Here is an 11883-nt window from a genome sequence, read left to right as displayed (position 1 = left end):
GCGCAAAGTGCGGGCATGAAAGCTACCCTGCCTCTTCTCGCCTCGATACTGGTGCTTGGCGCCTGTGTGCCTGCGGCCAAGGCCCCGCCCGCACCCGCGCCCGTCGCACGCCCTGCTCCGGTGCCAACCCCGACTCCGACACCCGCGCCCGCGCCGGTGATCCAGGCCCCTGTCAGCGACAACTGGATGGACGCGCCCGCGACACCCGGCGACTGGCGTTACGCGGCGACAGCCAACGGATCACAAGCCGATTTTGGCACGCCCGCGGCCCCCGTCGCCTTCACCATCGCCTGCCGCGCCACAACTGCCGGCCCGCAAATCGAGCTCACCCGCCATGACTCCGCTGCGGACAATGTCCCGTTCACCGTAAGAACCGAAACCGCGACACGCACTTTCCGGGCGCGGACGAGCAGTCAGCGGACCATTTTGGTCTACGGGATCGACCCGCGCGACCCGCTGCTCGACGCGATAGCACTCAGCAAAGGCCGCTTCGCGATCGAGGTAGAGGGCCTGCCGACCCTCTACCTGCCGAGCTGGGCCGAGGTCACGCGGGTGATCGAGGATTGCAGGTAGTTTTGCGAACCCGCCTTGCGCGGGTTCATCCTCGGCGCTCTGTCGCTACGCGACCGAGACGATCTTTGGCCGATTCCCGATTCTATACATTAATATCCACAGGTTTGCTCACAACCTGTCCACAACCGGCAGCACAAACGAAAAGCGCCCGGAGGTTTCCCTCGGGCGCTTGAACCTGCGGCACTGCGCAGCGACGTATGAGTATGACGTGGGAAAAGTATTATTCAAGTCTTGTCGCGGGCCGACGCATGATTCACATTGCATCCCGAGGCCAGCGGCGAACGCGGTCCTCGGCCCCCGGTGATACGGCTGGGTCTTGGCACACTAGCGCGAAAGGAGGTGATCCGATGTCTCATGGTTCAGCAGAGAGGTCGGCAAGTTTCCGCGCGAGGCACTACCGGTAATTCATTACCTCTAGAGGCTTCGTGAGCGGCACTTCCTGGCCGCTGACCATGAAAGGGCGTTTCCACCGACGGGCTGGAAGCGCCCTTTTCATTTCTGTGTTCCGCATCGCCTCCGCGATGCGAAATCCTCGCTCACACGCCCTGCGGGCGCGTCGCTGCAGACGGGCGGTCGCCCTTGCGGGCCTATGCCCGTACCAGCGTAAGACATAAGCGTTGCAGGGCAACGAGCCTCCCCCCAACACTAATCTTGCTCTAATCCCCGCGCAGGATTAGGCGCATTTCATGCAACTCACCCGCCTCCCCCACCCCTCGCCCACACCCGATGCCACCCGCGAAGCGCTGATCGCTGATCCGGGCTTCGGGACCGTGTTCACCGATCACATGGTGGTGATCGATTATGACGAGGCGCTGGGCGGGTGGCAGACCCCGACCATCGGCCCACGCGAGGCCATCGCGCTCGATCCGGCGGCAAGCGTGCTGCACTATGCGCAGGAAATCTTCGAGGGTCTGAAAGCCTATCGCCACCCTGACGGCACGCTCGGCCTGTTTCGCCCGGAAGCCAACGCGGCGCGCTTCAACGCCTCGGCCGAACGGTTGGCCATGCCCGCGCTCCCGCCCGAGCTGTTCCTTAGCGCAATCCGCGCGTTGCTGGAGGCCGACGGCAACTGGTACCCCGCAGTCGAAGGAGGCGCGCTCTACCTGCGCCCCTTTATGATCGCGACTGAGGCGTTCCTCGGTGTGCGTCCGGCCAAGCAGTACAAGTTCATCGTCATCGCCTCGCCCGCCGGCAACTACTTCAAGTCGGGCGCCAAGGCGGTGAGCATCTGGATTTCCGACTACACCCGCGCCGCCCCCGGCGGCACCGGCGCGGCCAAGTGCGGGGGCAATTACGCCGCCAGCCTCGTGCCCACCGGCCAGGCCTTCGCCAAGGGGCATGACCAGGTGCTGTTCCTCGACGCAGTCGAGCGCAAGTGGGTCGAGGAACTGGGCGGCATGAACCTGTTCTTCGTCTTTGCCGACGGCACCGTGATCACCCCGCCGCTGACCGGCACGATTCTGCCCGGCATCACGCGCGACAGCCTGATGACGCTGCTGAGCGAACAGGGCCTCAAGGTCTCCGAAGCCCCCTATTCGATAGATCAGTGGCGCGCGGACGCCGATAGCGGACATCTGGTCGAGGTGATGGCCTGCGGCACTGCGGCGGTCGTCACGGCGGTCGGCAAGGTGGCGGGCCCGGACGGCGAGTTCACCATCGGCGCGGGCGGCATCGGCCAGACCACCGCCAAACTGCGCGAAACGCTGGTGGGTATCCAGACAGGCCGCATCGAAGACACCCATGGCTGGGTGATGCGCATGTGATCGCCCCCGGGGTCACAGTCGCGGCGCTCTACAAGTTCACGCCCTTCAAAGATCCCGCTGCGCTGCGCGAACCGCTGCTGGCGGCGTGCGAGGCGACGGGCGTAAATGGCACGCTGCTGCTCGCGCGCGAGGGGATCAACGGCACCATCGCGGGCACCGACAATGCTTTGGCCGCAGTGCTCGGCACCATCCGCGCCCTGCCGGGCTGCGCCGATCTCGACGTGAAGTTCTCCCACGCGCCTGCCATGCCCTTCGGCCGCATGAAGGTGCGGGTGAAGCGCGAAATCGTCACCATGGGCGAGCCGGACATCGACCCGACGCTTGCCGTCGGCCAATATGTCGATCCGCATGACTGGAACGCGCTGATCGCGGATCCCGAAACGCTGGTGATCGACACCCGCAATGATTACGAAGTCGCGATCGGCAGCTTCGCCGGTGCGCTCGACCCCGCGACGCCAAGCTTCCGCGATTTCCCCGCCTGGTTCCGCGCCCACCGTGAGGAGCTGCTGGAAGGCAAGAAGCGCGTCGCGATGTTCTGCACCGGCGGCATCCGCTGCGAGAAATCAACCAGCTTCCTGCGATCGGAAGGCGTGGAAGAGGTTTATCATCTCAAGGGCGGCATCCTGAAATATCTCGAACAAGTGCCTGAAGAACAGAGCCTTTGGCAGGGCGAATGCTTCGTGTTCGATGAACGCGTGAGCCTGCGCCACGGGCTTGAACCCGGCACGCACACCCGCTGCCAGCCTTGCGGGCGGCCTTTGCCCATGGGCGAGGCCTGCCCGGTGTGCGAGGGATGAGCGCGCCGCCCGTCCTCTATACCTTCCGCCGCTGCCCTTATGCGATGCGGGCGCGCATGGCGCTGTGGGTGGCGGGGGTCACGGTCGAATTGCGCGAGGTACAACTCGCCGTCAAGCCGCCGGAACTCGCCGCCGCCTCGCCCAAGGCGACGGTTCCGGTGCTGGTGCTGGCCGACGGCACCGTGATCGATGAAAGTCTCGACACCATGCGCTGGGCGCTGCGCGGGAACGACCCCGAAGGCTGGCTGGCGGGCGAGGATGCGGCGCTGATCGCGGCCAATGACGGGCCCTTCAAGCACCATCTGGACCGCGCGAAATATCCGGGCCGCTACGAGGAGGACGGCCTGACCGACCATCGCGCCGCCGCGCTGGCGCTGCTCGAACCGCTCGAGGCGCGGCTGACGACGGCGCCGTTCCTGTGCGAGCCGAACCGCACCTTCACCGACATCGCGCTGTTTCCCTTCATCCGCCAGTTTGCCGGCATCGATCCGGACTGGTTCGCCGAGCAGCCCCTGCCGCATTTGCAGGCGTGGCTCGATCGGCTGGTCACATCGGATCTGTTCACCGCTGTCATGCCGAAATTCGCACCGTGGAAGGCGGGCGATCCGCCGATCCTGTTCGGGCCCTAACCGCCCAATCCCTCCCGGAACGCATCGACCAGCCAGCTGGCTGCCGGGCCGAGCCGTGTGTCGCGCCGCCAAAGGGCGGAAAGGCGGTAATGCGCGCCGGGTTTTTCGGGCAGGTCGAGTTCCACCAGCGCGCCGCTCGCCAGATCGTCGGCAACCATTGCGCGCGGCATGTTGCCCCAGCCTAGCCCCTCTTTGAGGAGCGAATGCTTGGCGCCAAGATCGCCCAGCCGCCAGGTGAGCGGGGACAGCACCGAGAATTCGCGCCCCTCGGTCAGCGGCGAACGGTCGGTCAGCACCAGTTGCAGGTGGCGGCGGCTTTCGCCCGGAGCGATGCCTGCACGCGCCAGCGGGTGGGTTGGTGCGGCGACCGGCACCAGATCGAGCTCGCCCACGGCCTGCTTTTCCAGCGCGGGGTGATCCCCGATCACCGGCCCGCCGATGGCGAGATCCGCCCCGCCCTCGATCACACAGGCGGCGACCGCGCCCAGGCCTTCGATCCGCAAGGTCAGCGCGCAGGTCGGGAACATGCGGCGGAAATCGCCCAGCACCCGCGCCGTCACTTCGCCCGGCACCATCACGTCCACCACCAGCGTCAGCGACGGTTCCTGTCCCGCGTGGAGCGAACGCGCCTTGGCGAGCAGGGCGTCCACCCCGTCGGCTATGCCGCGCGCCTCGGCCAGCAGGCCTTCGCCCGCAGCGGTCAGCACCGGGCGGCGCGAACCTTCGCGGTCGAACAGGCTGAGGCCAAGCTGCGCCTCGATCTGCGCAATGCCGTAGGACACGGCCGATACCGCGCGCCCCATCGCCTTGGCCGCCCCGCCGAAGCTGCCGTGTTCTGCCACGGCAATGAAGATGCGCAGCTGGTCAAGGGTGGGTTCGCCAAGTTTCATGGCACCTATGTTCGGATTATCCGAACATCTTGGCAAGTTTTATCGCACTTATCTGTTTAATCACCTCGGCCTATCTCCGTCTCAACACGAACAAGGAGACACGCCATGATCGAACTGCGTCCCTTCAAAACGCTCGGCGCCGCCAACCACGGCTGGCTTGATGCGCACCATCACTTTTCGTTTGCCAATTACCATGATCCCGCCCGCGTCCACTGGGGTGCCCTGCGCGTGTGGAACGACGACAAGATCGCACCGGGCACTGGTTTTCCCACCCACCCGCACAGCGACATGGAGATCATCACCTATGTCCGCACCGGCGCGATCACGCACCGCGACTCCATGGGCAACGAAGGCCGCACCGAAGCGGGCGACGTACAGGTGATGAGCGCCGGGACCGGCGTGCGCCATTCGGAGTATAATCTGGAGGATGGCGAAACCACGCTGTTCCAGATCTGGATCATCCCCGACGAGCGCGGCGGTGAGCCGAGCTGGGGCGCGCGCCAGTTCCCCAAGACTGATCGTCATGGTGCCTTCGTACCACTGGCAAGCGGCGTGGCGAATGATAACGACGCGCTGAAAATCCGGGCCGATGCCCGCGTGCTGGGCGCGACGATCAAGGCAGGCGAAAGCGTGACCTACACGCCCCGCAGCGCGGATCGTCACCTCTACCTCGTCCCGGCGACTGGCAAGATCCGGATCGCTGATGTCGAAGCCAATGCCCGCGACGGCGTGGCGATCACCGCGCTGGAAAGCGTCACCATCACTGCGCTGGAAGACAGCGAAGTGGTGCTGGTCGACGCCGCCTGAGCCGTAACAAGCCCCCCCACGGAGCCGGCCGGCCCCTCTCCTCCCTCTCCCCGAGCCGGCCGGCTCCACCCCCTCGCAATTGAAGGAACTCCTAAGATGAGCAACATCCTCTATGTCACTGCCAGCATCCGTTCGGATGCCGATTCCGTCTCGCGCGGGCTCGGCCAGCGCCTCGTGGAAGGGCTCGCCGCCAAGACCGGCGGTGCCGTCACCACCCGCGATCTGGCCGCCAATGATCTGCCCTATGTCAGCGCCGAACGTTTCGCTGCGAACCTCGCGCCCTATGCCGAGCGGACGCCGGAACAGACCGAACTCGCCGCTATCGCCGACACGCTGATCGCCGAATTGCAGGCGGCCGACACCATCGTCATCGCCTCGCCGATCTACAATTTCGGCCCGCCCGCGACGCTCAAGGCCTGGGCCGATCTGGTGGCGCGCGCCGGCACCACCTTCCGCTACACCGCCACCGGCCCTGAAGGTCTGCTGACCGGCAAGAAGGCCTATATCGCGATTGCGTCGGGCGGCACGCCGGTGGGCAGCGACATCGACTTCATGAGCCGCTGGCTGACCTTCTTCCTCGGCTTCCTCGGCATTACCGACGTGGAAATCGTCGCCGCCGACGGGATCATGGGCGCTGACGGCGAAGCGAAGATTGCCGCCGCGCAGGAAACCGCAACGAAGCTGGCCGCCTGATCCGGCTTAAGACAGGCCGCGCCGTTCCTTCGGGAGCGGTGCGGCGCTGTCGAATACCAACGCCGCTTCGGCCTGACGCGCGTAATATTCAGGGCGTCGCGGATAACGCACGGTTAGCAGCAACAGCAGCGCCGTCAGAACCCCGGCCCCGACGACCAGAAAGATCGAGGCAAGACCGCCCATGGCTTCGGTCTTGCCCAGCATAAAGGCGCCGAAGGAAATGCCGAAATTGCTGACTGCCATGTAGATCGTGAACTGGGTTGCGGCGACTTTGGGATCGCACAGCCGCATCGAAATCGGCAGCGCGGCCACAGTGAGCAGCAGGTCAAGCGAAATCCACGCATAGACGAAGGCCATGAACAGCCGCGGATCGCCCCACCAGGGCTGGGCAAGATACATGCCTCCGATCATCCCTAGTTGCACAACGCACCACATGATCGCGATCCTCTTGGCCCCGTAGCGGTCACCCAGCCACCCGCCCAGCGTCATGCACAAAACCCCTGCGACAAGACCCGCAGTCGCTGTCAGCGTGGCAATTTCCGAGGTGTCCCACCCGCCGTAATTCGCGCCGATCAACGGCGTCGCGCCGGTCAGGCCGCCGTATAATATGCCGCGCCCGAACAGCACGGGCAGCCACAGCAGGCTCACCAGCTTTCCCATCGAAAGCACGGTAGATTTGAACAGGGGCCACCAGGCCTCGATCTGGATGTCGAGGTTGCGCTGTTGTGCCGCGCCGCCACTCCACGGCAGCAGCCTCTCCCCGTCACGCTCGCGGAAGGTTGCGATATAGACGCACAGGGCAAGGATGATCGCGGCAACGATCAGGAAGGCGGCAGGCGCTCCGAAATCTTCGATCACGAAGCCGCAGATCGCGGTCGCTGCGGCGATACCGATCGATTGTCCGCCGAACATCATGCCGCTGCCGCGCGCGCGCTCGTCCTCGGTCATGATATCGACGGCAAGCCCGTCGACCGCGACGTCCTGAAAGGTGGTCGCCATGTTTACGGCAAAACCGATCGCGCCGAGAAAGCCGACATCGGTGACCGCCGGATCGATCAGTGCGGCAATCACCAGTCCTGCAATCATCACGCCTTGCGCCCCCAGGATCCACGCCCGGCGGCGCCCCATCGGCAGGAAGGTGTAGCGATCCATGATGAAACCGTTGACCAGCTTCAGCGACCAGGGCAGCGCCGTCAGCGCGGCAACCGATCCGACATCGGCCGCACTGGCGCCGTTCACCGCCATCCACGCCGGGATCGCAAACCAGAACAGCCCGATCGGCATGCCCTGACCGACATAGAGAATGAACAGCGTGAACAGGCGCAGCGGCCGCGAATGCTCCAGCACCAGCCCCTTGGAGGTTGCCGTCCGGTCCATGCACTTTCCCCCTGTCCATCGCCCCGATACCGGCGCGAAGCACAACCCTAGGACAGGGTCGCCGCATGGCAAGGCGAAGCGCGCCGAAAGACGTCGCTTTGACGCATTTTTGACGAAACCTTCGAACCTGCGACAGCCTGCACCGAACAGGCTTAGAGCCGCGGGCGCACCAGCAGCGGCTTGAAGATGTTACGGCTCGGGCGGATGACGATGATCGCCACCCCGAGGATTGCCAGCGCCCCGCCTGTCAGCAATGGCCAGCCGATCGTATCGCCCGTCAGCCAGGTGCCGAAGGCGATGGTCAGCAGCGGCGTAAGCAGCGTCAGCGGCACGATCAGGTTGGCGTCGTAGGTCTGGAACAGGCGGAAATAGGCCGAATGCGCGCCGACCGAGACGACCAGACCTGCAAACAGCACGCATCCCGCCACCGCCAGCGGCGCGGCTTCCACGGCATCGGCCTGCCCGCTTTCCAGCAGCAACGTTGCGGGCAGCATGACCACCAGTGAAGCCACCGCAGCCCATGCCTGAAGCGCGACCGAACCGATCGCCAGCCGCTTGACGAAAACAGAGGCGAAAGCGCCGATCAGCACGCCCGCAAACGCAAAGCTCAGGCCGACAATGCTGCTAGATCCCGAAGGCGATCCGATCGCAAGGCCCACTCCGCCCAGCGCCAGCGCCATGCCGATCCCGCGCCGCCAGCGCACTTCCTCGCCCAGAAAGATGATCGTGAACAGCACAGTCAGCGGCGCGCCGGCAAGGTTGACGATCCCCACCGCAGAGGGGCTTGCGGTCTGGAGCCCGACGAATTGCAGTCCGAAGCTGCCACCGGTGACGGCAAAACCGATAGCGAGCACCATTGGCAGGCGGGCCGGGATCTCGCGCAGCAGCGGGAACAGCACCACCAGCACCATGGCCGAACGCAGCACGGTGTAGAACAGCGGCGGCAGTCCCAGCGTCGATACCGCGATCTTGCTGACCACCACATTCAGCGCCCAGGCGACATTGCAGAACAGCATGATGCCGAGCGCAGACAGGGGCAGGTTTTTGGGCATCAGACGGCAGCGTCGCCGAACACCTCTTGCACCACCCCGGCAGGCAGGCTGCCGCGCAATTCCTCCCGCCACACACTCGCCACCGCGTCCGAAGGTGCGCGCCAGTCGCCACGCGGACTGAGCGCCCCGCCAGAAGAGACCTTCGGCCCGTTGGGCAGCGCCGAACGCTTGAACTGTGAAAAGCCGAAGAAGCGGTGCAGAAACCGGTCAAGCCAATGGGCGATGGTCGCCAGATCATAGGCGTTCTTGCGCGCATCGGGGAAACCCGCAGGCCACAATCCGCCTTCGCGCTCCTTCCACGCGTGCCACGCCAGAAAGGCGACCTTGGACGGGCGCTGGCCATAACGGATCACGTGGTGGAGGAAGAAGTCGTTGAGTTCATAGGGCCCGATGAGGCTTTCGGTCGACTGTATCTGCCCGTCCGCGCCCGGCGGCACCAGTTCGGGCGAAATCTCGGTATCCAGGATCGCGCCCAGCACCTGCCCGCAGGCATCGGTGAACTGGCCCGTGCCGATGACCCAGCGGATAAGATACTGGATCAGCGTCTTGGGCACGCCCGCATTCACCCCGTAATGGCTCATGTGGTCACCCACGCCATAGGTGCACCAGCCCAGCGCCAGCTCGGAAAGATCGCCGGTGCCGACCACAAAGCCGTTATGCTGCCCGGCAAGCCGGAACAGGTAATCGGTGCGCAGCCCCGCCTGCACGTTCTCGAAGGTCACATCATGCACCGGCTCGCCGTCGGCAAAGGGGTGGCCGATATCCTCCAGCATCTTGTTCGCGGCGGGACGGATGTCGATTTCGCCTGCGGTAATCTCCATCGCCGCCATCAGCTGGTGGGCGTTGCTTTTCGTTCCTTCCGAGGTGCCGAAACCGGGCATGGTATAGCCGCGGATCATCGCGCGCGGCAGGCCCAGCCGGTCGCACGCCTTGGCCGCCACGATCAGCGCATGCGTGCTGTCGAGCCCGCCGGAAATGCCGATGACGAGGCTTTTCGTGCCCGTCGCCTGAATGCGGCGCATCAGGGCATCGACCTGGATATTGAACGCCTCGTAGCAATCCTCGTCCAGCTTGTCGGGACGATCGGGCACGAAGGGGAAGCGCCGCACCGGACGCAACAGGCCGATATCGCCTTCGGCAAAGGCGTGTTCGAAAATGATCCGGCGGTACTTGTCCTCGGGCCGGCCCGCGGCCTCTGCGGCGTCGGCGAAGGTCTGGTTGCGCAGACGTTCGGCCGCGATCCGGTCGGCATCGATATCGACCACCGTCAGTTCGCCTGTCAGATCGAACCGCGCACTTTCGGCCAGCAGATCGCCCATCTCGTAGATCACGCCCTGCCCGTCCCACGAAAGATCGGTGGTGCTTTCTCCGTGGCCGCTGGCGGAATAGACATAGGCCGCGATCGCGCGCGAGGCGGCGGAGCGGCAGTGCAGGTGGCGATCATCCGCGCGCCCGATGGTGACGGGCGAGGCGGAAAGGTTGCACAGGATCAGCGCGCCGGCGAGCGCGGCCATGGTGCCGGGCGGATTGGGTGCCCAGAAATCCTCGCAGATCTCCACCCCGAAACGGAAACCGGGCAAATTGGCGGCGGCAAACACCAGATCGGTGCCGAACGGCACTTCCTCGCCCGCCACCGCGATCCACAGGTCGCGGCAACCGCGCCCGTGCGCAAAGTAACGCTTCTCGTAAAACTCGCGGTAATTGGGCAGATAGCTTTTGGGCACCACGCCCAGCAATTCGCCGCCTGCGATCACCAGCGCGCAATTGTAAAGCTTGCCCCCGCGCCGCAGCGGCGCACCCAGCACCAGCACCGGCGACAATGCAGCAGACGCCTCAACCACCTCGGCCACCGCTTGCTCCACCCGGTCAAGCAGCGCGTCCTGCAATAACAGATCGTCAATCGCGTAGGAGGACAGCGTCAGTTCGGGAAACACCACCAGATCGACGTTGGCCGCATGCGCCTTGCGCGCCTCGTCGAGCACGCCTGCGGTATTATAGGCGACATCGGCCGGGCGCGCGCACGGGGTCGCCGTCGCCACGCGCACGAAGCCGTGGGCGTGCATGTCGTAAAAGGGGTGCGAGGTTTCGCTCATGATGCTTCACGCGCTTCCTGATGCCTTGGCCTACAGGCTCTAGCGGGTAATCCTTTCGGTTCCTAGCATCGCCCCGCAAAAGACCTGCTTTGCGCGGGCCAAGCCATTCGATTGTCACCTGTGCTTGCGCAGCGGCGAACCAGCCTCCAAGTGTTCTTTCACAGTCAACAGGAGCCGCATGTCATGGCCGACCCCACCTATGTCCCGCCCAAGGTCTGGAACCCCGAAACCGTCTCCGGCGGCCGCTTTGCCGGAATCAACCGTCCCACTGCGGGCGCCCGCAGCGAGAAAGCGCTGCCCGAGGGCGACAATCCCTTCCAGCTCTATTCGCTCGCCACGCCCAACGGGGTGAAGGTGACGGTGATGCTGGAAGAGCTGCTCGAAGCCGGGCACGCGGGCGCGGAATATGACGCCTTCACCGTCAATATCGGCGAAGGCGATCAGTTCACCAGCGGCTTCGTCGCGGCCAATCCCAATTCGAAGATCCCCGCGCTGATCGACAAGAGCGGCCCTGCGCCGTTCCGCGTGTTCGAAAGCGGCGCGATCCTTGTCCATCTGGCGGAAAAGTTCGGCGCGTTCCTGCCCGCCGATCCCGCAAAGCGCGCCGAGGTGCTGAGCTGGGTGTTCTGGCAGGTCGGCACCGGCCCCTTCATCGGCGGCGGCTTCGGCCATTTCTACGCCTATGCGCCGGAGAAATACGAATATCCGATCAACCGCTATGCGATGGAAGCAAAGCGCATCTTCGACGTCGCAGACCGGCGGCTGGCGGAGAGCCGGTTCCTCGGCGGGGACGAATATACCATCGCCGATATCGCCAACTGGCCGTGGCTGGCACCCTTCGTCGCCGGACAGATCTACAATGATGCAAAAACCTTCCTGAGCATCGACGAATACGAAAACGTCGCACGCTGGGCGCGCGAGATCGCCGCGAGGCCGGGGGTGAAGCGCGGGCGGATCGTCAACAAGACCTGGGGCGAGGAAGATACCCAGCTGCGCGAACGCCATTCGGCGGCCGATTTCGCGGGCAAGAACCTCGACTGGACATTCTGAACACGAAAAAGGGGGGCAGACAGCTGCTTTGTCCCCCTTCACAACGCGAAATCACACGCTATAGAGCGCGCCTCTGCTGGGGCGTAGCCAAGCGGTAAGGCAGCGGTTTTTGGTACCGCCATGCGAAGGTTCGAATCCTTCCGCCCCAGCCATTCCCTC

Annotated in this window: 11 protein-coding genes and 1 tRNA gene; 8 read left to right on the top strand and 4 right to left on the bottom strand. The window is 65.0% G+C overall.

Going from position 1 to position 11883, the window contains the following annotated elements; all coding sequences use genetic code 11:
* Positions 1-15 precede the first annotated feature (15 nt).
* The 4 genes from OIK40_RS08420 to OIK40_RS08405 all read left to right on the top strand — a co-directional run bounded on the left by OIK40_RS08420 (position 16) and on the right by OIK40_RS08405 (position 3762).
* Positions 16-573 carry a hypothetical protein gene (locus OIK40_RS08420; protein WP_273677749.1) on the top strand — a complete coding sequence of 186 codons (558 nt, stop codon included), beginning with the start codon at positions 16-18 and terminating at the stop codon, positions 571-573.
* Between the two features lie 686 nt (positions 574-1259).
* Positions 1260-2336 carry a branched-chain amino acid aminotransferase gene (locus tag OIK40_RS08415; RefSeq protein ID WP_273677748.1) on the top strand — a complete coding sequence of 359 codons (1077 nt, stop codon included), beginning with the start codon at positions 1260-1262 and terminating at the stop codon, positions 2334-2336.
* Positions 2336-3133, top strand: a complete 798-nt coding sequence (gene trhO / locus OIK40_RS08410; RefSeq protein ID WP_273677887.1) for an oxygen-dependent tRNA uridine(34) hydroxylase TrhO — start codon at positions 2336-2338, stop codon at positions 3131-3133. The genes OIK40_RS08415 and trhO overlap by 1 nt, the downstream gene beginning before the upstream one ends.
* Complete coding sequence (locus tag OIK40_RS08405; protein ID WP_273677747.1) at positions 3130-3762, top strand: glutathione S-transferase; 633 nt, start codon at positions 3130-3132, stop codon at positions 3760-3762. Before trhO ends, OIK40_RS08405 begins: the two co-directional genes overlap by 4 nt.
* Here the strand turns inward: OIK40_RS08405 and OIK40_RS08400 are convergent.
* Complete coding sequence (locus tag OIK40_RS08400; protein ID WP_273677745.1) at positions 3759-4652, bottom strand: LysR family transcriptional regulator; 894 nt, start codon at positions 4650-4652, stop codon at positions 3759-3761. The two genes, OIK40_RS08405 and OIK40_RS08400, sit on opposite strands and share 4 nt — an antisense overlap.
* Positions 4653-4757: 105 nt before the next feature.
* Here OIK40_RS08400 and OIK40_RS08395 point away from each other — a divergent pair, with 105 nt between their 5' ends.
* On the top strand, positions 4758-5459 hold the full coding sequence (locus OIK40_RS08395; protein ID WP_273677744.1) for a pirin family protein: 702 nt from the start codon (positions 4758-4760) through the stop codon (positions 5457-5459).
* A 96-nt stretch (positions 5460-5555) separates the two neighbouring features.
* Positions 5556-6152 (top strand): FMN-dependent NADH-azoreductase, encoded by a 597-nt coding sequence (locus OIK40_RS08390; RefSeq protein WP_273677742.1) that lies wholly within the window; start codon positions 5556-5558, stop codon positions 6150-6152.
* Between the two features lie 6 nt (positions 6153-6158).
* Here OIK40_RS08390 and OIK40_RS08385 read toward each other — a convergent pair whose 3' ends face one another.
* The 3 genes from OIK40_RS08385 to OIK40_RS08375 form a co-directional block, all read right to left on the bottom strand.
* Positions 6159-7529, bottom strand: a complete 1371-nt coding sequence (locus tag OIK40_RS08385) for an MFS transporter (protein WP_273677740.1) — start codon at positions 7527-7529, stop codon at positions 6159-6161.
* Between the two features lie 152 nt (positions 7530-7681).
* Entirely contained in the window at positions 7682-8581 is a 900-nt protein-coding gene (locus OIK40_RS08380; protein ID WP_273677738.1) for a DMT family transporter, read from the bottom strand.
* Positions 8581-10674: an NAD(+) synthase gene (locus OIK40_RS08375; RefSeq protein WP_273677736.1), complete on the bottom strand. Its 2094-nt coding sequence runs from the start codon at positions 10672-10674 to the stop codon at positions 8581-8583. Before OIK40_RS08375 ends, OIK40_RS08380 begins: the two co-directional genes overlap by 1 nt.
* 183 nt (positions 10675-10857) lie before the next feature.
* Here OIK40_RS08375 and yghU point away from each other — a divergent pair, with 183 nt between their 5' ends.
* Together yghU and OIK40_RS08365 are read left to right on the top strand one after the other, a co-directional pair.
* Positions 10858-11724, top strand: coding sequence for a glutathione-dependent disulfide-bond oxidoreductase (yghU, locus tag OIK40_RS08370; RefSeq protein WP_273677734.1), 867 nt, complete (start codon positions 10858-10860; stop codon positions 11722-11724).
* A 77-nt stretch (positions 11725-11801) separates the two neighbouring features.
* A tRNA-Gln gene (locus OIK40_RS08365) sits at positions 11802-11876 on the top strand.
* Positions 11877-11883 lie beyond the last annotated feature (7 nt).

Source organism: Erythrobacter fulvus (assembly GCF_028595285.1).
Classification (GTDB): Bacteria; Pseudomonadota; Alphaproteobacteria; order Sphingomonadales; family Sphingomonadaceae; genus Erythrobacter; species Erythrobacter fulvus.
The sequence above is the reverse complement of the archived record's forward strand: the minus strand, read 5'-3'. Positions and strand labels throughout refer to the sequence as shown.

Bases quoted from the DNA above. Each gene is read 5' to 3' on its own strand.
- OIK40_RS08420 (WP_273677749.1), top strand. From the start codon at position 16: ATGAAAGCTACCCTGCCTCTTCTCGCCTCGATACTGGTGCTTGGCGCC.
- OIK40_RS08415 (WP_273677748.1), top strand. From the start codon at position 1,260: ATGCAACTCACCCGCCTCCCCCACCCCTCGCCCACACCCGATGCCACC.
- OIK40_RS08405 (WP_273677747.1), top strand. From the start codon at position 3,130: ATGAGCGCGCCGCCCGTCCTCTATACCTTCCGCCGCTGCCCTTATGCG.
- OIK40_RS08400 (WP_273677745.1), bottom strand. From the start codon at position 4,652: ATGAAACTTGGCGAACCCACCCTTGACCAGCTGCGCATCTTCATTGCC.
- OIK40_RS08395 (WP_273677744.1), top strand. From the start codon at position 4,758: ATGATCGAACTGCGTCCCTTCAAAACGCTCGGCGCCGCCAACCACGGC.
- OIK40_RS08390 (WP_273677742.1), top strand. From the start codon at position 5,556: ATGAGCAACATCCTCTATGTCACTGCCAGCATCCGTTCGGATGCCGAT.
- OIK40_RS08385 (WP_273677740.1), bottom strand. From the start codon at position 7,529: ATGGACCGGACGGCAACCTCCAAGGGGCTGGTGCTGGAGCATTCGCGG.
- OIK40_RS08380 (WP_273677738.1), bottom strand. From the start codon at position 8,581: ATGCCCAAAAACCTGCCCCTGTCTGCGCTCGGCATCATGCTGTTCTGC.
- OIK40_RS08375 (WP_273677736.1), bottom strand. From the start codon at position 10,674: ATGAGCGAAACCTCGCACCCCTTTTACGACATGCACGCCCACGGCTTC.
- yghU (WP_273677734.1), top strand. From the start codon at position 10,858: ATGGCCGACCCCACCTATGTCCCGCCCAAGGTCTGGAACCCCGAAACC.